The sequence below is a fragment of the Candidatus Bathyarchaeota archaeon genome, assembly GCA_026014735.1.
In the GTDB taxonomy this organism is placed as follows: domain Archaea; phylum Thermoproteota; class Bathyarchaeia; order Bathyarchaeales; family Bathycorpusculaceae; genus Bathycorpusculum.
In genome coordinates this window covers 40,218-57,128 of sequence record JAOZHT010000003.1, presented here as the reverse complement: position 1 = coordinate 57,128, position 16,911 = coordinate 40,218, and the positions used below count along the sequence as shown (strand labels likewise).

General features: G+C 51.8%; 20 protein-coding genes. 9 read left to right on the top strand and 11 right to left on the bottom strand.

Annotation, left to right across the window (positions count from 1 at the left end; all coding sequences use genetic code 11):
* Nucleotides 1-6: 6 nt before the first annotated feature.
* Nucleotides 7-1,515 carry a hydroxymethylglutaryl-CoA synthase gene (locus NWE93_10620; protein ID MCW4000682.1) on the bottom strand — a complete coding sequence of 503 codons (1,509 nt, stop codon included), beginning with the start codon at nt 1,513-1,515 and terminating at the stop codon, nt 7-9.
* Nucleotides 1,512-2,714: a hypothetical protein gene (locus tag NWE93_10615; GenBank protein MCW4000681.1), complete on the bottom strand. Its 1,203-nt coding sequence runs from the start codon at nt 2,712-2,714 to the stop codon at nt 1,512-1,514. The genes NWE93_10620 and NWE93_10615 overlap by 4 nt, the downstream gene beginning before the upstream one ends.
* Before the next feature lie 135 nt (nt 2,715-2,849).
* Between NWE93_10615 and NWE93_10610 the strand changes: the two genes are divergently transcribed.
* Complete coding sequence (locus NWE93_10610; GenBank protein MCW4000680.1) at nt 2,850-3,017, top strand: hypothetical protein; 168 nt, start codon at nt 2,850-2,852, stop codon at nt 3,015-3,017.
* On the opposite strand, the gene NWE93_10605 is transcribed toward NWE93_10610, so the two are convergent.
* On the bottom strand, nt 3,014-4,414 hold the full coding sequence (locus NWE93_10605; GenBank protein ID MCW4000679.1) for a nicotinate phosphoribosyltransferase: 1,401 nt from the start codon (nt 4,412-4,414) through the stop codon (nt 3,014-3,016). The two genes, NWE93_10610 and NWE93_10605, sit on opposite strands and share 4 nt — an antisense overlap.
* A 131-nt stretch (nt 4,415-4,545) precedes the next feature.
* Here NWE93_10605 and NWE93_10600 point away from each other — a divergent pair, with 131 nt between their 5' ends.
* The 4 genes from NWE93_10600 to NWE93_10585 all read left to right on the top strand — a co-directional run bounded on the left by NWE93_10600 (nt 4,546) and on the right by NWE93_10585 (nt 9,829).
* The gene (locus NWE93_10600) at nt 4,546-7,449 is read left to right on the top strand and encodes an ABC transporter permease (GenBank protein MCW4000678.1); all 2,904 of its coding nucleotides are present in this window, start codon (nt 4,546-4,548) and stop codon (nt 7,447-7,449) included.
* On the top strand, nt 7,446-8,354 hold the full coding sequence (locus tag NWE93_10595) for an ABC transporter ATP-binding protein (protein MCW4000677.1): 909 nt from the start codon (nt 7,446-7,448) through the stop codon (nt 8,352-8,354). Before NWE93_10600 ends, NWE93_10595 begins: the two co-directional genes overlap by 4 nt.
* A gap of 77 nt (nt 8,355-8,431) precedes the next feature.
* Nucleotides 8,432-9,517, top strand: coding sequence for a zinc ribbon domain-containing protein (locus tag NWE93_10590; GenBank protein MCW4000676.1), 1,086 nt, complete (start codon nt 8,432-8,434; stop codon nt 9,515-9,517).
* Between the two features lie 72 nt (nt 9,518-9,589).
* Nucleotides 9,590-9,829 carry a cytochrome B5 gene (locus tag NWE93_10585; GenBank protein MCW4000675.1) on the top strand — a complete coding sequence of 80 codons (240 nt, stop codon included), beginning with the start codon at nt 9,590-9,592 and terminating at the stop codon, nt 9,827-9,829.
* On the opposite strand, the gene NWE93_10580 is transcribed toward NWE93_10585, so the two are convergent.
* Nucleotides 9,826-11,052, bottom strand: coding sequence for a class I tRNA ligase family protein (locus NWE93_10580; protein ID MCW4000674.1), 1,227 nt, complete (start codon nt 11,050-11,052; stop codon nt 9,826-9,828). The genes NWE93_10585 and NWE93_10580 overlap by 4 nt on opposite strands.
* Before the next feature lie 8 nt (nt 11,053-11,060).
* Nucleotides 11,061-11,537, bottom strand: coding sequence for a peroxiredoxin (locus NWE93_10575; GenBank protein ID MCW4000673.1), 477 nt, complete (start codon nt 11,535-11,537; stop codon nt 11,061-11,063).
* Between the two features lie 113 nt (nt 11,538-11,650).
* Between NWE93_10575 and NWE93_10570 the strand changes: the two genes are divergently transcribed.
* Nucleotides 11,651-12,259 (top strand): alpha/beta hydrolase, encoded by a 609-nt coding sequence (locus NWE93_10570; GenBank protein ID MCW4000672.1) that lies wholly within the window; start codon nt 11,651-11,653, stop codon nt 12,257-12,259.
* Here the strand turns inward: NWE93_10570 and NWE93_10565 are convergent.
* Nucleotides 12,256-12,813: a class I SAM-dependent methyltransferase gene (locus NWE93_10565; protein ID MCW4000671.1), complete on the bottom strand. Its 558-nt coding sequence runs from the start codon at nt 12,811-12,813 to the stop codon at nt 12,256-12,258. The two genes, NWE93_10570 and NWE93_10565, sit on opposite strands and share 4 nt — an antisense overlap.
* Before the next feature lie 3 nt (nt 12,814-12,816).
* Nucleotides 12,817-13,128: a hypothetical protein gene (locus NWE93_10560; protein ID MCW4000670.1), complete on the bottom strand. Its 312-nt coding sequence runs from the start codon at nt 13,126-13,128 to the stop codon at nt 12,817-12,819.
* 186 nt (nt 13,129-13,314) lie between these two features.
* Between NWE93_10560 and NWE93_10555 the strand changes: the two genes are divergently transcribed.
* Entirely contained in the window at nt 13,315-13,554 is a 240-nt protein-coding gene (locus tag NWE93_10555; GenBank protein ID MCW4000669.1) for a hypothetical protein, read from the top strand.
* A gap of 1 nt (nt 13,555) precedes the next feature.
* On the opposite strand, the gene NWE93_10550 is transcribed toward NWE93_10555, so the two are convergent.
* Together NWE93_10550 and NWE93_10545 are read right to left on the bottom strand one after the other, a co-directional pair.
* Nucleotides 13,556-13,699 carry a hypothetical protein gene (locus tag NWE93_10550; GenBank protein MCW4000668.1) on the bottom strand — a complete coding sequence of 48 codons (144 nt, stop codon included), beginning with the start codon at nt 13,697-13,699 and terminating at the stop codon, nt 13,556-13,558.
* Nucleotides 13,692-13,994 carry a hypothetical protein gene (locus NWE93_10545; GenBank protein ID MCW4000667.1) on the bottom strand — a complete coding sequence of 101 codons (303 nt, stop codon included), beginning with the start codon at nt 13,992-13,994 and terminating at the stop codon, nt 13,692-13,694. Before NWE93_10545 ends, NWE93_10550 begins: the two co-directional genes overlap by 8 nt.
* 129 nt (nt 13,995-14,123) lie before the next feature.
* Between NWE93_10545 and NWE93_10540 the strand changes: the two genes are divergently transcribed.
* Both NWE93_10540 and NWE93_10535 read left to right on the top strand, forming a co-directional pair.
* Nucleotides 14,124-14,627 (top strand): uracil-DNA glycosylase, encoded by a 504-nt coding sequence (locus tag NWE93_10540; protein MCW4000666.1) that lies wholly within the window; start codon nt 14,124-14,126, stop codon nt 14,625-14,627.
* Nucleotides 14,628-14,653: 26 nt separating this feature from the next.
* Nucleotides 14,654-15,190, top strand: a complete 537-nt coding sequence (locus NWE93_10535; protein ID MCW4000665.1) for a hypothetical protein — start codon at nt 14,654-14,656, stop codon at nt 15,188-15,190.
* Nucleotides 15,191-15,230: 40 nt separating this feature from the next.
* Here NWE93_10535 and NWE93_10530 read toward each other — a convergent pair whose 3' ends face one another.
* On the bottom strand, nt 15,231-15,833 hold the full coding sequence (locus tag NWE93_10530) for a GyrI-like domain-containing protein (GenBank protein MCW4000664.1): 603 nt from the start codon (nt 15,831-15,833) through the stop codon (nt 15,231-15,233).
* A 101-nt stretch (nt 15,834-15,934) separates the two neighbouring features.
* Complete coding sequence (locus NWE93_10525; GenBank protein ID MCW4000663.1) at nt 15,935-16,903, bottom strand: hypothetical protein; 969 nt, start codon at nt 16,901-16,903, stop codon at nt 15,935-15,937.
* Between the last annotated feature and the right edge of the window lie 8 nt (nt 16,904-16,911).

Genomic DNA, 16,911 nt, shown 5'->3' with positions numbered 1-16,911 from the left:
AAATGGCTACATGCCCGATTTCAAGCGCCGATACGTCGCGTAATCCACGTACTCCACAAACGGGTTCTCCGCGAGGAATTTAACGGTGACTTTCTGGCGCGCACGCTTATCGAGCAGTTGGCTGGTGGTGCGGAGGAGGTAGGCGTCGCTGCCTGCGCCTGAACCGTAGCTTGCCACCAAGATGCGCTCGTCGGGTTTGGCAATGTCAAGGATAGCTGCTAAGCCGATGAGGGAGGCGCCGCTGTAGGTGTTGCCGAACTTGGTCATCTGGATAGAGGGCATGAACTGTTCCTCCTTAAAGCCCAGGTCCTTGGCGACGCGCATGGGGAAAGCGGGGTTGGGTTGATGGGGCACAAAGTAGGTTATGTCCGCGGCTTTGAGGTTGCAGCGCTCCATTAGCTTGGAGGCTGCTTTTTTGATGTGCTTGTGGTAGGCGGGGTCGCCGGTGAATCTGCCGCCATGCATCGGGTAGGGTTCGCCGTCTCTGCGCCAGAAATCAGGGGTATCCGATGTGCAACTGTACCAGCCCTCGACCTCGGCGATTACGTCCTGTTTGCCGAAGATGAAAGCAGCGCCACCGTATCCAACGAAAGCATCAAGCTCGCCTCCGGGACAACCGCGTGGAGCCGCCTGCGAGTTATCTGCACCAATAACCATGGCGTAACGTATGTTTGATTTGGGGTAGCTTACCAATGCGCAGGCATCCTTGAACATGCTGCTGCCGGCTTTGCAGGCGAATTCCGTGTCGATTGCATCTACGCCCTGCACGTCGTCTTCCTCCTCGCCTAGCTTAAGCACCTGCGCAACTTTGGCGGCGATGGGTTTAACTGCATAGGGGTTTGATTCGCTGCCAGCGTAGACTTTGCCGATCCAGGCGCTGTCGACACCGGAGTGGATAAGCGATAGTTTGCCTGCTTCCACCGCCGCAGTCACGGAGTCCTCGTCGATGAATGGCACTGCCCGCTCAAGGGTCTCTTCTTTTATGCGGAAACGCGAGGAGTAGACGCCGTAGCCCACGATGCCGGGGAGCTCATAGTCTTTGGTTGGCTGCACAACCTTGTATTCCTGATGTGGATAGTACTCGTCTGCCAACGTAAACGCCAGCGAGATAGTGGGGATCATGTCGCTTTTGCCCACGGAGTAGCGTCTGCGGAAACGCGGCACAACTTGCCTGCCCTCGAGTTCGGCAGGGTCGAAGTCTGATTTGCCGCAGAGAAGCTGGTCGGTTAGGCGGGCGGGCACCCTGATTTTTCCGTCGTGGAAGGACACGATGCCGAAGATAAAAGTGCCCAATTTGGCGAATTTGTTTGTGGGTTCATTGATTAAGGTGCATAGTTCCAAGGTGCCTTTATCGTAGAATAAATCGATGCTTTCCATTTTCCCGTAGCTTTTACGTCCACAGTTGCTGCAGTAGTCGCGAACTTCAAAGTACTCTTTGCCGCAGCACTGGCACCTACACGCTTTAAGGCGGTCGCCAAGATAGCTGACTCTACGTTCGATTGGTTCACTGCTCATTGGGGGTTTCCTCCTAAAATGGTGGCGAAGGCTTTAGTTCCAAAACCCTCGAATTCCAAGACACCGCCGTATCTGAGTCCTCCCTCAACGGTGACTTGGCGGTCTGCTGCTTCACCGCGAAGTTGACGATAAACCTCATACACCATGGCTCCGCCGGTTGCGCCCAAGGGGTTGCCGTCGGCTTTTAAGCCGCCGTTGGTGTTAACGTAGAGGGGTTTGCCGCCGAATTCGTAGAAAAGCTGGTTTTTCTGGTAGCTCTCATGGATGCTTTTCCATGCTGTGCCAGGTGGGCAGAAACCTAGGTCTTCGAGGCTAACCATCTCCATCATCGTGGATTGGTCGTTTACTTCCATTAGCCCGATTTCAGAGGCTGAAACGTTAGCTCGCTGCGTTGCCTTCTTCATGGCTAATTCAGCGGCTATGAAGCGTGAAAGGTCTGCTCTGGCGGGGTAGTTAAGGTAGTCTGTGGCTGAACCGCTTGATAAAACATAGATGGGGTGGTCAGTCATTTTCTTGGCTACTTCCTCGCTGGTTAAGATAAGCGCTGAGGCGCCGTCAGAAATAGGCGCGAAGTCAAAGAGTCCAAGGGGTTTATTGGCGGATTTGCGTGCAGCTACAACCTGTTCCACACTGATTTTGCGCTGGAACTGCGCATACTTGTTTTTTGCTCCATAGGCGTGGTTCTTAACTGCAACTTGGGCCAGCGAGGTTTTAAGGTTCTCCAGGTCCTGACCCTCGATGCCGTGTTTTTTGATGTAGGCGCGCATCATGAGTTCATGGTTGGATTCGGGGGTTCCGCCTGCAAAGTAGCTCCATGGGTCATCGAGTAGCATGAGGTCGTCTCGGATTTTGTCCCAGCGGTCAGTCATCTTTTCGATGCCGCCTACCAGCACAGTGTTGTAGATGCCTGCTTGGATGGCGCGGCAACCCGTCATCAACGCTGAACTGAAGCTGCGGGTGACCTCCATGGGTACATGTAGCTCGGTTAATTCTGAGAGGAACCCTTCTTCGAGTCCCAACTTGTTAGTTATAGGTAGAAAGCAATCCGACATGTAACAGGCTTCGAGGTTTCTGCGTTCCATATTACATTCGTTTGAGGCGGCAAGCCAAGCTTCCTCGATGAGTTTTTCGGGTTCTTTGCCGTAATGCTCACCAAACTTGGTTCGGCCGACAGCAACTATGGCTGGGCGATTTTGCATACTGTTTGCTCCCCTGTTATGTCTTTAAACCTTCCAGAAATCCACTATTAAGTGTTTGCCATCTTCCAAGCAAAATGCCCAAAATGATAAAGCTCTAATATGTCTGCCACGCATATTATGAGTGGGTAGAGGGGAATGGGGAAACTTAGCGGTGCTCTGGAGTGCATTCAGAGGCGAGTTGACGGATTCTTCTATACATGTGAATACATTAAAGAATGCAACATGGTTACGCCTCAATGCCGAGACGGCGGCAACAATTACTGCGGCGAATACCTCAAAAGAATCAACACAAAAAGGCTCTAAACTCCACCGGTAATCTCGTTTTTGGTTATCTGCTGTTTTAAAGCAGCAATCAGGTTCTGCAGTTTACTGCTTAACTCCACGGGGAACGCTGGGGCATTCAGCAGCGCCTTGTATTGCGCGGGGAGCCTAGAGAGGTTTACCGCTGCGTTTCTCCGGATTTCCCCTATCGAAGGAAGATTGTAACTTAATTCGCCGTCCTCCATGACCTTCACAAGCAGCGGTTCTCCCCCGGCTGGTTTTGGCTCATCTACTAAGGCAATCATATCCTTCACAAAGCAGCCTTCCCCGTCGACGAAGCGATAAACCTGTTTTCGCCCAGGCAGAGTGATTTTGTCTTTGCTTAGCTTCATAATCGGCGCAAAGCTGCCGTCGCCGATTTGAGTTTCACATAGCTTGTAGACGCCGTCTAAGAAGGGGCGATCTGAACTGGTGCCCATCTTGGTGCCTACCCCAAACGCGTCGATGGGCGCACCCGCCTCGAGGAGCTCGGTGATGCGGTACTCGTCGAGGTCGCCGCTGGCAAAAATCTTTGCGAAATGCAGGTTCTTGCCGTCAAGCAGGGCCCGGACTTTCTTGCTGATCTGCGCCAAGTCGCCGCTGTCCAAGCGCACCCCACTCAGCTGGATGCCCCGTTGCTGCAGCTCTTTTGCGACGACGGCGGCTTTCTCTGCGCCTGCAAGGTCATCGTAGGTGTCGATGAGCAAGGTGGATTTATCCGGGAAGGTATTGGCGAAGGCACGGAACGCCTCGATTTCATGCGGGTAAGACATGATGAACGAATGCGCCATGGTGCCGAACACTGGTATGCCATAGGCTAAGCCGGCGAGCACGTTGCTTGTGCCCTGGCAACCCGCGATGTAGCTGGACCGCGCCACCTTCATGCCCCCGTCGATGCCCGGTTCCCTTCGTAGACCAAACTCGATGACTGCCTTGCCCCCGGCGGCTTCCACGACGCGGCTGGCTTTGGTGGCAATCATGGTTTGAATGTTAACTGAGTTAAGCAGAAAGGTTTCCACCAGCTGAGCTTCAATTATGGGGGCGGTTATGCGGATAAGGGGCTCATTAGGAAAAACGACTGTTCCCTCTGGAACCGCCCAGACCTCGCCTGTGAATTTGAAGGCTTTGAGGTAAGCAAGGAAGTCGCTGCCAAAGCCCTGTGATTTTAGGTAGGCAAGGTGTTCGTCGGTGAATTTGATGGATTGCAGATAACCAAGCGCCTCTTCTAGGCCTGCGAAGAGGAAGTAGCTGCGGTTTTCGGATAGCCGGCGGATGAAGAGGTCGAAGGTGGCGGTTTCGAAGTTTTGGTTGTCAAAGTAGGCGGCGCACATGGTGAGTTCGTAGAGGTCTGTGAAGAGGCTCATGTTTTCCTCTTTGAGGTAGCCGAGAAAGGGTTTCATGATTACAGTAGAGGCGGGTTTGCCGATTTAATCATTTCTAACTGAAAAAAACCAGGTTAAGGTGAAGGGGCGGCTTATTGTTCTAATCGTTAGCTTTATTAGCGCTTTAACGCACAGACCAATGGATAGCTATGCCTCTCCTGTACCCCATAAAACATGTGTTTAGAAACTGGAAACTTTTCACTGCACTCCTCATCGGCGTCGCATTAGCCGCAACGTTTTGCGCTGCCATAGGCGTAAAAGCCAACCTTTCAGCCGAGCAAACTATGGACCAGCAAATCCGCAACATATACACCGACATAAGCTTCAACATAGAACTCAACCAGACCAATCTGCCCCAGGCTGTGAGAAACATAACCAACATCGAGGGCGTAAAAAGCATCGACTACACCGCCAGCTTCGGGTTGCCCATAAGCACCTCAACCGACAACTACACCACCTCCTACTATACACAGGCCTACAGTTTCCCAAGCACATCCCGCATAAACGGCGAGTGGCTTAACCGCCCAGACGGCGGCATACCTGAAAACCAAACCTACATCGTCGCCGGCAGCAGCTTGGCGCAGCGGCTCAAAGTAGGCGACAACATCACCACAATCATACAGTTCTCGCAGCCCAAATATTGGAATGCATCCTACTTCACAACCAACCTCACCGTGGCGGGGTTTGCAGAGTTCACCGACATGGGATATAACTACATCCAGAACAACGGCGGCATCATTTACTACGGCGGCGCCATCTCAAGCGCTTCACCTGCCCCGGTTTACGTAAACGGCGCCTCGGACTTTAGCAGCGGCTACCGCGGCGACTTCCTTGTTATCGATTGGGATAACACGCTGATGAAGCTGTGGAACCAGACAATGGACAGCAGCACCGTAAACTTGAACTTCGCCGTCAATGTGGATCGCCAAAACCTTATCAGCCCCTGGAACGTGGAGGCATCCATACTAAACCTTGACACGATAAGCAACAGGATCCAAAACGAGGTTTTAGCTAACTACATGGCTGGCAGCAGCCCAAACAACATGCTATCATCCGCGCTGTGGGGTTACCAGAGCAACTTCGACCAGATGCTGATAAACTTCATCTGGGTCTCCATCCCCGTGCTCTTCGTCGCCTGGTACCTTGGCTCAACAGTCTCAGATGTCTCCTTTAATATTCGCAGGCGAGAAATCGGGTTGCTTTCAACCAAGGGCATGTCAAGCGGCCAGATTCAGCGGCTGTTCCTCTCCGAAGCAGTCGTCATCGGCTTAATCGGCGGAGCATTGGGTGTGGTGGGCGGGTTGATTCTCAACCAGTACTACCTGGGCACGGTGGATATAAACAGCCTCTTCACCACGCAGTTGTTTAGCCCCGAAATCGCCATAGTCACAGTTATCTTCGGAGTCATACTGGCAGTTATCTCGGTGGTTTTGCCTGCCCGCAGAGCCTCAAAGATGCCCGCGGTTGAAGCCCTCCGAGATTACATGCCCATCGAAACCAAGTCACGCTTCCGCTTCCTGCCCTGGATAGCAGTCTTTCTGGGCGGATACAAAATAGTTGTTTACCTGCTGGGAGCAAACGTGTCCACGATGGTTAGCCAGTGGACGTATTATGGCGGCAACTTTTTCCTCCAAATCGGCTCTGTTGTGCTGGTCTACTTTGATATGGCAATGACCTTCTTTGGTCCCTTCCTGTTCTTCTGGGGACTAACCAAAATCATCATCCGCGACTCCACCAAGTTCCAGACAGTAGCATCCAAAATCTCCTCCGTTATGGGGGAACTGGGCGCGTTAGCAGCAAAGAACGTGCGCAGAAACCCAGCGCGCCTGGCAGCCATCGCTTTTATGGTTGCATTCATCATCGGTTTTAGCGTGCAGGTAACGGGCCAAGTTGCGAGCCAACAGGATTACATCGTCCGCCAAGTCCACGCGGACATCGGCGCAGACGTGACTGTGACGATCGCAAACGCCTCCAAGGGCCAGGTGCTCCTTAATGAAATCGTGGCTAACGTTTCAGGAATACAGAGCGCCACTATACAGAGAACCGTCTACCCGCGAGTAGGCGAATCATACAACACCATGCAGGTGCGGACAATCGAGCCTGCAAACTGGAGTCGATGCGCTTACTACGAGGACGGATGGTTTGGCGGCGCCAACGTTGAGCAGATGATGAAGGATCTGGGCGGCAGCAACAACACCATCATACTGGACCGCTCATTCGCTAAGCAGTACGGCTACGAACTCTACGACGAAATCGGCGTGAACTTCGATTCAGCCGCCCGCAAACTCAGAGTCATCGGTTTCTTTGGTCCCGAACCCAAAGAAAACAGCGCTCAACCAATCGGTGTAACCTACGACTCCAAGTACGCCAACGTCCAGAGTTACTATTACTCGGAATTCTACTCGTATGTGCCCGCTGGACTCTTCAACATGACCTCTGGCAGCGGCATCTACCAGCTTGAAAACTTCCAAACCACCTACCTAATCAAGCTGCAGCCGGGCGCAAACGGAACCACAGTTGCCCAGCAGATACGAGATATGGCGCCAACAGAGGTTGTAAGTGTTAACTCGTTTGATCAGGCTTGGCGGCAGTCACAGGGACTATCCTATCAATCCACCTATGCCAGCCTGCAGATACTGGATATTCAGAGTTTAGGCTTGATATTTGCGGTGATTTCGGCGTCGGTTGGAACAGCCCTGATAGCTATCGTTAGTTTAAAGGAACGCAGCCGAGAAGCCACCTTGATGAGTGTCCGGGGCCTGTCGTTTAGGCAGCTGGTCTGGATGTTCATAACTGAAAGCATGGCAATCATAACCTTCGCGGTTATCCTGGGCGTAGTGGTAGGCGTCATCATCGTGTATGGTTCAGTGACCTCAGCTAACAACGCATTGTACACTGCGCAACTGGTTACCCAGCGCTTAATCTACCCTGCCGACGCGTTGGCGACGATTGGAACCTACATAGCACTGATATACGCGGCTACAGTCGGCGCGATACTTGTAATGTCAAGTCAATATGTAACAAAACTGGATAAGATGGTTAGAGCAAGATGAGCACAAACATAAATAATAACCTAAAAATCAGAAACCTCGTCAAAATACACCACACCGGCAAAATCGAAGTCCAAGCCTTAAGAGGCTTAAACCTGGACATAGGCGCAGGCGAACTCGTCTCCATCATCGGTCCAAGCGGCAGCGGCAAATCCACATTGCTCAACATCATTGGGGGACTTGACAAAGCCACCGCAGGCACCGTGCAAGTCGGCGACAAAGTAGTAACAGACCTATCAGTGCGTCAACTAGTCGACTACAGACGCCGCATGGTGGGGCACATCTTCCAAAACCTCAACCTTATCCCCACTTTGACGGCGCAGGAGAACATTGAATTCTCTATGGTTGCTTCAGGAGTTAAACGTGGCAAACGCAAACAACGCATCCAAGAACTGCTTAAAACCGTCGGGCTGGAAGACCGCGCTCACCATAAACCTGAGGAATTAAGCGGCGGAGAGCAGCAGCGCATTGCAATCGCGTCGGCGCTCGCCAACGATGCGCCAGTTCTGCTTGCAGATGAACCCACAGGCGAATTGGACACGGCGAACGCAAGAATCATCGCTGAATACCTCGTCAAAATCAATCGGGAAATGGGAAAAACCATCGTTATGGTCACCCACGACCCCAGCGTGGCTCGCGTGTCCACCCGTATTCTACGCATCGAAGACGGCGTCATCAAAACCGCGTTGGCGCCCTCGGAGGTTATCGTGCAGGAGAAAGCCCACAGCTACGTGGACCAAATTAAAGACAGAATCAACGAGATAACCCAGGAGATAGTTCAGTTGGACACTGCTTTCCGAGCTGACCAAATCGACGGCGACGAATACACACAGAAGCGCCTAAACCTCAAGCATATCAGAGACAGCCTCAAAGAGGAATGCTCAAGAATGGGCGTTATCCCCCCATAATTTACCCCAGAGCTTATTTGCCCTCGGATGGTAACCCTTAAATTTTTAGAGCCACATCCCTACTTCTAGGTTAACGTATGCCTTACTGTCGAAGATGCGGCGCCCAACTGCAGGATTACGATCGCTTCTGCCCCAAATGCGGCACCCCAGTTATCACCTTCACCAAAGCGCCTGCGCCCCCACCCGTGCCTCAGTCGACGCCCCAAAAACGCCTGCTTAAGGACCCCTACGTGCTGGCGGCAATCGCGTTGGTCATCATAGTTGTCGCCGCCGTTTTGGTTGTTGCCTTTATGTTTGCGCCTTTCTCCTCATGGAGCGCGCAGCAGACCCTGCAGGACAACAGCGCTGGCGTGAACAGGGTGAACTTTAACTTTAACACAGACGTGGGCCGCGTGAACGTGGTAACCCAGAAGATAGCCGACAATAACCTTCTGCTCCATGTTTCCGCTAATGGCTCCAAAGGTTTATCGGGAGGCAACATTGAGAATCCGGTAACCGTGACTTTTGAGAACAAAACAGTCGGCGACGTCTTGGATGTCACCTGCACAGTGGAAGTGGAGGATACGCTTTCGATGGGCTCCAATGTTGTCTGCGACATCTACGTTGACCCAGCTTTAACGCTTAACCTGAATGTATCTTCCGCCACCGGGCAGGTCAGCTTCGCCGCCGACAAACCCACAACCGTCGTGAACCTAAACCTCCACGCCAACACCGGAGAAGTCCAAGCTAACCTTGAAAAAAATGTACTCGTCAAAGGCGACTTATCCCTTAAAACAAACACGGGCGCAGTACATTTCCGGATGAACCAAAATCAAGTGGAGGGCAACTGCACTCTGGATTTGCAGTCAAACACCGGCTCGGTCTACTTGGATGTTGCCCAGACAAAAACCCTTCAGGGAAACCTGCTGGTTAACGCCTTAACCGATACCGGCTCGATAAATGTTGGTTTAAACATCGACGGAGGCGTCGCCGCGAAAATTACCTCCCAAACAGGAAGCCTCGGCGAAGTCAACGTGGATGCCGAAAACTTTTCAGGAGACAAATCCCCCATCCAATCCAACAATTACCCCGCCGATAGCAACATTGAAATCAGCAACCGAATCACCGGCATGGGCAGCGTCAACATAAACGCGGCGTACCTCACCACGGTTATCCAAGCATAAACGGTAGCTGGTCAGCACTAAACGTTTAAAGCCTGCAACCGGCTTTATTTTTGGTAGCTGAAGGTGAATTTTTTGGCAGAACAAAAAAAGGTAACCCGTCAGGAACTGGAAGAAAACAACGGGCAGAACGGTAAACCCGCCTACATAGTCTATCAGGGCAAAGTCTATGACGTTTCAGAGAGCAGCTTTTGGATGGAAGGCGAACATATGGGCATGCATAATGCAGGCAAAGACTTAACTGATGAGTTGTCGATGGCACCGCATAGCGACGAAAACTTTAACCGCGTAAAGTACGTGGGCGAACTCGTTTAAAGCAGGCAATGCAGCACCGTGTCGGCTCTGCTTAGGCTATTTAACACCTTTTTTACTTTTTCCGCGTTTAACCCTGCTCTTTTGCTGTGGATTTCTTCTACGTAACGGTATAGGCCGTCGAAGGCGCCCTTCACGTCTAAGTCATTGTTCATGTGGCATTCAAAGATGCCTGCGGCTTCCACATCCAGCGCAGCCACGGCGCTGCCATGGGCTATTCCCTGCAGATCCGCAACCATGCCCCTTAACGCATCCAGCCGCCGCTTACTCTGCCCCAGCAACTCGAAGGTAAAATTCAGTTTCTCACGGTAAGCCCCATAGACCAGGAAAAACCGCAGTTCCCCTCCACTGTAGCCCTCAGCATGCACATCCTGGGGATAGTAGACATTGCCAAGGCTCTTAGACATCTTTTTTCCATCCACAAAGAGGTGTCCCCCATGGAGCCAGTAACGGGAGAACGGCTTGCCCGAAACCGCCTCGGCGACGGCGAGGTTATAGTCATGGTGCCGCACTAAAGCGTCGATGCCCCCGCAGGCAACGTCAACTTCAAAGCCAAGGTGCTTTGTGGCGATGGCGGGATCCTGGATGTTCCATGCGGGGCGCCCCTCCCCAACCGCTGTGTCGTAGCATACGTCGTGTAGGCCGCAGCCGTGCCAGAGGATAAAGTCGCCTCGGTTCCAGGGGGTGCCGGGGTAGGTGTCTTTGTGGAAGCGCCGATGCTTCCTGGGCCACTTGGACATGTCCAGATGCGCCAGTTTGCCAAAACCCACAAATTTTTGGGGATCAAAATAAGCGTTTTCTACGCCACGGTAGCGGTGCCAGTACGCGTAGCCTAAATCCACCAGCTTCTCGGTTAACATCGCCGCCTGATCCACGGCGCTTGAAGCACGGATGGGAAACGCGGGTTTCTTGATGCGGAGAAACTCAAAGTCACTAAACAGCACCGCCTCGTTTCGCTGGGTCAGCGCCTCCACGGTGAGGTTTTCCTTTTTTGCTTGGATGATGGCTTTGTCCTCTATGTCGGTGAGGCACATCAGCCGCGTAACGGGGTAGCCGAGGTATTCGAGGTAGCGCTGCAGGATATCTTCGAAGAGGAAGGTGCGGTAGTTTCCTATATGCGGGGGCTGATACGTGGAGGGGCCGCAACTGTACATTTTGACGTTTCTGGCGGCGATAGGGTGGAAAGCCTCGATTTTTCTGGTTAAGGTGTTGTAGAGGTTTAGCATGTTTTCGCCTATGCGGTGGCTTGCTCTTCTTTCTCTATCTCCTCAAGTGTGCGTTTGGCTTCTTCCACGTGCCGCTGAGCCTGCGTCTGCGAGCTGAAAATGTGGCGGACGATGCCTTTCTTGTCGATGATGTAGGTGACGCGTCCCGGCAATATCCCCATGCTTTTGGGGACACCGTAAAGTTCCCGCACCCTGTTATCCACGTCGGCAAGCAGAATAAAGGGCAGCCCATAATGGGTGGCAAACGCGACATGGGACTCCACGCTTTGCCCGCTTACCCCCAGCACCTCCGCGCCTAAATCGGCGAGTTGCTGGTAGCTGTCGCGGAAGCTGCAGGCTTCTTTGATGCAGCCGGGGGTTTCGTCTTTGGGATAAAAGTAGAGCACGATGCTTTTTTTGCCAAAATACTCGGATAAGATTACGTTGTCGCCCATTTGGCTGGGCAACGTGAAATCTGGGGCTTTATCGCCGACTTTAACCTCCAAAATCATCCACCACAAACAAGTGGTTTAGCTATGCTATTATTTCTTTCGCGTCTACGCAGTTGCTTAACTGTTATAAGATGCAGCGCCCATAATGGTTGGGTCTGGTGAATCTCTTGGAGGAGAAAACGCTCCATATCGGCGGCTTCACGTGCCCCGCGCTTTACCATAAAGCTGCGGGTACCCCGGTGGTTTTAATGCATGGTTTATCCTACACCATCGAGGTATGGCAGGAAATCGGCTTAACCGACGCATTAATCGAGAAACACATTCCCTTCCTTGCCCTCGATATGCCCTATGGCGTAAAGTGCCAGTGCCACCCTAAAAACCGCGAGCCCCAAGCCAACATCGCCTTTGCCGCAGAAGCCGCAAAATCGGTCTTCGGAGACGCCGTCCCCCTGGTTGTGGGCGCAAGCTACGGCGGCTACGTTGCCATGCGCTTTGCCCAGCAGCATTCGGTGCGGGGGCTGCTTTTGGTTGCGCCTGCCCATGCCTTCGACGATGAAGTATTGCTTGGATCCTACGACCGATTCGCGTTTCCCATACGCATCGTGTGGGGCGCCTTTGACAGCCTAATCTCCGGCGAGGAAATGCGTGCCCTAGCCGACAGGTTACCTAACGCCAAACTGCTCGTCTACAACGGCGCCGCCCACTCCGCCTACCAGGACCGCCCCGAATGGTTTAGGCGCGACCTGCTTGAACTCTACGCCAACGCCGAGTCCTAGCGGGGTCTAGCTTTGATTACGTAGTGGTAGGGTCCTGCTTCCCCGATGGATTCCACCACAAACCCGGTGGCGTCCAAGAGTTCAGTGACGTATTGCTCGCTGAAGCGTATCCGCTCGGGTGGACCAAACGGTGTGCTTTGCTTTTTCCAGTCTAAATCCACCACCTTCCCCGAGGGCTTAATCATCACGAAGGCGTTCTCAAGCACTTTTTTGGGGTCGCTGAAGTCATGCAGGTCCATGCTGAAAAAAACCATGTCGGCGCAGCCATGGCAGAACACGGTTTCTTCGGCTTTGCCTGCCCTTGAGGTGATGTTGATTAGGCCTTCGGCTTTGGCTTTGCTCTGCAGCTTCTCCACGCCTGATGAATCCACATCCACCGAGTACACCTTACCCGTTGCCCCCACCTTCTTTGCCGCCAAGATGCTGAAGTAGCCGTCGCCGCATCCCACATCCACGAATATGTCGCCCTCTTTTAGGTCTGCTAGGGCAACCTCGGGGCTGTACCAGCTGCGCCGCTGTGCTTCGTCGAGGGTGAATTTTCCGTGGCTTGCCATTTTTCAGGTCCCTTTCTGGGTGGGGCTGAGGAGCTGGCGGATTTGGTCATAGTGGGTTTGCCGCGTGGTCAGCGGGTAGATTTCGCGTTCGCATTCAAAGAAGAGGGGGTCTTGCCCGATGATTTGGCTAAGCTGCGCGTCGGATTCGGCGTTAACGATAAGCATGCTGCCCTGCTGCCCGATGAGGTGATAGTCGACGTCTATGGTTTTGTCTTTTTCAAGCTTTTCGAAGTACTTGAATTGCAGCGGCAGAAGCTTTGCCCACCGCTCCAGTGGCACCTCGCGTTTGATTTTCTGGATGATTAAAAACTTCATGTTATCCCACATCACAGGTTACTTTTGGGGTGTATATAGGCTTTCGGGGCTAAGAGAACCTGCCTGTCTGCAGCCTAAGCATCCGGGCATTCAGCCTTCATTTCGCCTGATTTACCATGGGTATGCCGAAATAAGCTTTATAAAAATAGGTTGTCGATAGTTAAAACCTGGTATCGGAATCAAACCTTGCCGGCTCACATATCAAAGAAAAAGTCCGATGAATACAGGGATTTGCCGCTGATTGAATGCTGCTGCGGCGCAAAGATACTGCTGATTCCAAACGTGAAGTTGATGAGCAAAGCCATCGAAGACCACGTTTTACTGCACATCAAAGAAATCAAGTCTGAAAAAGAAGCGGAAGCTGAAGCGGAACGTGTCCGCGACGACTTAACCGCCAAAGTCCTAATCAGAGCCAGCGAGCTTTAGGTTACTGCTTGTTATCGCTTCGCTTCATCATGTCGGGAAGACGCGCCTTAGACATAGCATCCTTTACGACATCCATCAGTTCCTCGTTGACTTCCACTTCAACGGTCAGCTTCAAGCGCCCCTTCTTCTCTACTATATCACTCATGGAACCACCTCCCATATCTGCCTAGTTGCTCAGGAAAAATGTTAGCTAAAAGATGCGTGGCCTGCATACCTGTGAGGTCAAGGTCGATTTCTACGCGGTAATGATACTTGCCTAAGCGTTTGGTGTGGGTTTTGTAGTCGCCGATTATGCCGCCTTCGCGGTAGCGGTGCAGTTGCTGGTTAAGGTAAACCGATATGGCGGTTGGCGCAAGAGGCTCAAAAGCGAAGGCTAGTCTGATTAGGACGCGAATTGCGCTTTCGATGAATGACTGCGATACTGTTTCTTCCTGCGTCATCAACTTCACCGAGCCTATAGAACACTGTTGGCCCCTGCTTTAACGGTTAAGAACTTGGTTAATTAATTAGAGGCGCATGTTTTTTTAAAGGTTGTGTGACTGTCTCTACCCAGCAACAGGCTGACACCTATGGCGATGGATGAACTTAACCTGGAAATCTATGGCTGCCGCAAATGCAGGCTTTGGCAGGGAACCAAACATGCTGTGCCCGGAGAAGGCCCGCTTAACGCTGCCGTGATGGTGGTGGGGCAGAACCCCGGCGCCGACGAAGACGAAGCGGGCAGGCCGTTTGTGGGCCGATCAGGCAAATACCTCACAAAAACCCTGGCTGAATTCGGCATAAAACGCGAAGACATCTACATAACCAACATAGTCAAGCATACCTCACCCCAGAACCGCAAACCCTACCCCGACGAAGTCGCGGCTTGCCTACCCTACCTGACAGCGCAGATAGAGATGATTAAACCCAAAATCATCGTGCTGCTGGGCGCATCCGCCAAAGAAACCCCCCGAGTACAGGGAATCGAGTACATCGAGGTTATTCATCCCTCCGCCGCCATGCGATTCACCAAAATGCGCGAAAGGTTCCGTGTGCAAGTGGCGGCTTTGGCTAAGAAAATAAGTGAAAATTAATAACGCCCTCTGGCTGTGCTTAGGGTATGAATAGCAAGCTTGCTTTAGCCGTAATTGCGGTGCTGCTGGTTAACGTCATTGTTTTGGCAGCTGGCTTTCTGTATTTGCAGGGCGAAATCAACAGCCTCAAACCCCCACAGACCACGCCAACCGCCTACCCAACCGCCCCCTCTGAGGCAACCGCGACGCCTGCGCCGCAGCCGACCAGCCAGCCGTTGCCATACAACTATGTTGTGTATGAGTTTAACCTAAAATCTGAATGTATCAATAACGTGGAATGGCTAAGCACAAAGACCCCTTATAACCAAAGCATAAGCTGGAAGGAAAACTACATTGCCTACCTCGCCAGCCTCGACAGCTACCCCGAGCAGACCCGTGATTCAATGGCAAGCATGATGTTCTCAAGCCACGAATTCGTCAGCGCAGAGTTCGATGCCTCCACAGGCGCCACAAAAGCCACCTACAACTACCTCGAATACAACGGCGTCCCAGAATTCAACAGCATAGAAACCTACCTGCCTAACCTCCACGACGGCGCCGGCTGGAACAAAAACTACCTCTAAACGCTGCAGCAACAAATTTTGCCAAGCGGTTTACCTCTTGCTACTTCATGGGTTGCCTCAGTACTGTTTTTAGTTTCTCCGGCGCTGTCTTGCGGGGGTCGCCGAGGTAGATTTCGTGGTGTTTGCCGCTTAGCTGGTGCCCGCTGTTTTTGATGGCGTCGTGGATTTTCTGCACGTTGGGGCCTTCCTCTGAGAACGGCCCGATATGCATGATTTGGGCAGCTTTGCCCTCATGGTAGGTTTCAAAGCGCACTTTGTCGATGGCGGGTAAATTCTTCTTTTTCACCTGCTCCATTGCAGCTTTGAAGTCTGCTTGGGTGACGTATTTGGGCTGCATAATCATAGCTGTCCATTTCCATTCGTCTTTGCGGTCCACGCTGAATTGGGTCATGTCATCCATCCACCAGAGCCCCTCAAGCGGCATCACGCCGTAATCGATGCCCCGGGCTTTTTTGACGGCGAATTTGAGGGCGTAGGCAAGGGGGAAGAGGGTTTGAACCGCCGTCGTATATGCCGGCGACGCTGGTGAGCCTTCCCCGTCAATCATTAAGAAGTTCATATCCGGCACATCAACGATGCTTACTTCTTTGGCTGAGGGGTTATAGAGTTGTTTTAGTTCTTTTTTGAAGTCGATCTTTTCCAAACTAACCATTGCTCCATCGTATCTAGGTCTTTTGAAGATAAATAATTACTGTCACACGATACGGTTACAGCATATCAATTGTGTACGCAAATTCTTTCTCTTTAACCATAAAACCTCTCAAATATCCTGCATACGGCTAATGCTAACCATAATTCAAGAACGTCTCTATTTTCGCCTCTTGTTACTTTGAATTTCCACAGACCGTTCTGTTGCTGGTTTTCCACAAACCATTGCAGCGCCTCCTGTATCTGTGGCTCCCCAGCGGAAAAGCCCAGAAGCGAAAGAGAATCCAAGGCAGAGATTAAATCGGTATAACAAAATGGAAAGGTGAATCGCAGCCAGTATTCGGAGCCTACTCTGTCGGGGTAGTTATCTTTTTCAAATATACTTGAAAGAAGGAGTCCCCCAGCTTGGCAAGCTTCTTTTCTTTGTCTATATTTTGGATGTGCAGCAAAAGCCCTCAGCACTACTCCGGTAACCATCCACGAAAAAGGTTTCGACGAGTCAGGCTTTATTGTTTCCAAGTCCTCGGTGATAACGCCTATTCCGTAACCTTTTGTTCTTAACGGAATCGCCCAGCCGCCGTCGTTTTGCCGAATACTCAGCAACCACTCAAACAACCTCATTATGCGGGTATCGTTTGCGTATCCCGCTTTGATGAGCAGTTCGGCTATTGCGGCAGAATAGTTAGGGGTGTATTGGTTGCCGTATATGCCTCTGAAATCGCCTTCTTTAGATTGAACGGCGAAAAAATAATCCGCAGCCGCAGCGATTGCAGGGTGATTTTTGTTAAAACCAAACTTCTCCACCAAAACACCCAAACTATTGAATGCCGCATATTGATCATAATATCCCTGTATTCGGGCATCATTTTTTGTGCTGGAGTATTTCCAAGAACCGTTGGTTTGTTGTTTTCCTAAAATTTTCTGCGGTTCGGGCAGTCTCCACAAGTTTTCTACTGAAACAGCTTCGCTCAAAAGGTCGCGTCGAACAAATAATAAAATTGCTTCACTGTGGCACTTGAGTAAAGATGTTACGGGGTCATGTTTAAGAGTGTTTAACCATTTCATGTTTTTTC

What these genes read in the sequence shown, in the direction of transcription:
- NWE93_10600 (MCW4000678.1), top strand. Translation starts at nt 4,546, where the DNA reads ATGCCTCTCCTGTACCCCATAAAACATGTGTTTAGAAACTGGAAACTT.
- NWE93_10560 (MCW4000670.1), bottom strand. Translation starts at nt 13,128, where the DNA reads ATGAAGTTTTTAATCATCCAGAAAATCAAACGCGAGGTGCCACTGGAG.
- NWE93_10610 (MCW4000680.1), top strand. Translation starts at nt 2,850, where the DNA reads ATGGGGAAACTTAGCGGTGCTCTGGAGTGCATTCAGAGGCGAGTTGAC.
- NWE93_10545 (MCW4000667.1), bottom strand. Translation starts at nt 13,994, where the DNA reads ATGACGCAGGAAGAAACAGTATCGCAGTCATTCATCGAAAGCGCAATT.
- NWE93_10540 (MCW4000666.1), top strand. Translation starts at nt 14,124, where the DNA reads ATGGCGATGGATGAACTTAACCTGGAAATCTATGGCTGCCGCAAATGC.
- NWE93_10550 (MCW4000668.1), bottom strand. Translation starts at nt 13,699, where the DNA reads ATGAGTGATATAGTAGAGAAGAAGGGGCGCTTGAAGCTGACCGTTGAA.
- NWE93_10535 (MCW4000665.1), top strand. Translation starts at nt 14,654, where the DNA reads ATGAATAGCAAGCTTGCTTTAGCCGTAATTGCGGTGCTGCTGGTTAAC.
- NWE93_10615 (MCW4000681.1), bottom strand. Translation starts at nt 2,714, where the DNA reads ATGCAAAATCGCCCAGCCATAGTTGCTGTCGGCCGAACCAAGTTTGGT.
- NWE93_10590 (MCW4000676.1), top strand. Translation starts at nt 8,432, where the DNA reads ATGCCTTACTGTCGAAGATGCGGCGCCCAACTGCAGGATTACGATCGC.
- NWE93_10580 (MCW4000674.1), bottom strand. Translation starts at nt 11,052, where the DNA reads ATGCTAAACCTCTACAACACCTTAACCAGAAAAATCGAGGCTTTCCAC.
- NWE93_10620 (MCW4000682.1), bottom strand. Translation starts at nt 1,515, where the DNA reads ATGAGCAGTGAACCAATCGAACGTAGAGTCAGCTATCTTGGCGACCGC.
- NWE93_10595 (MCW4000677.1), top strand. Translation starts at nt 7,446, where the DNA reads ATGAGCACAAACATAAATAATAACCTAAAAATCAGAAACCTCGTCAAA.
- NWE93_10565 (MCW4000671.1), bottom strand. Translation starts at nt 12,813, where the DNA reads ATGGCAAGCCACGGAAAATTCACCCTCGACGAAGCACAGCGGCGCAGC.
- NWE93_10605 (MCW4000679.1), bottom strand. Translation starts at nt 4,414, where the DNA reads ATGAAACCCTTTCTCGGCTACCTCAAAGAGGAAAACATGAGCCTCTTC.
- NWE93_10525 (MCW4000663.1), bottom strand. Translation starts at nt 16,903, where the DNA reads ATGAAATGGTTAAACACTCTTAAACATGACCCCGTAACATCTTTACTC.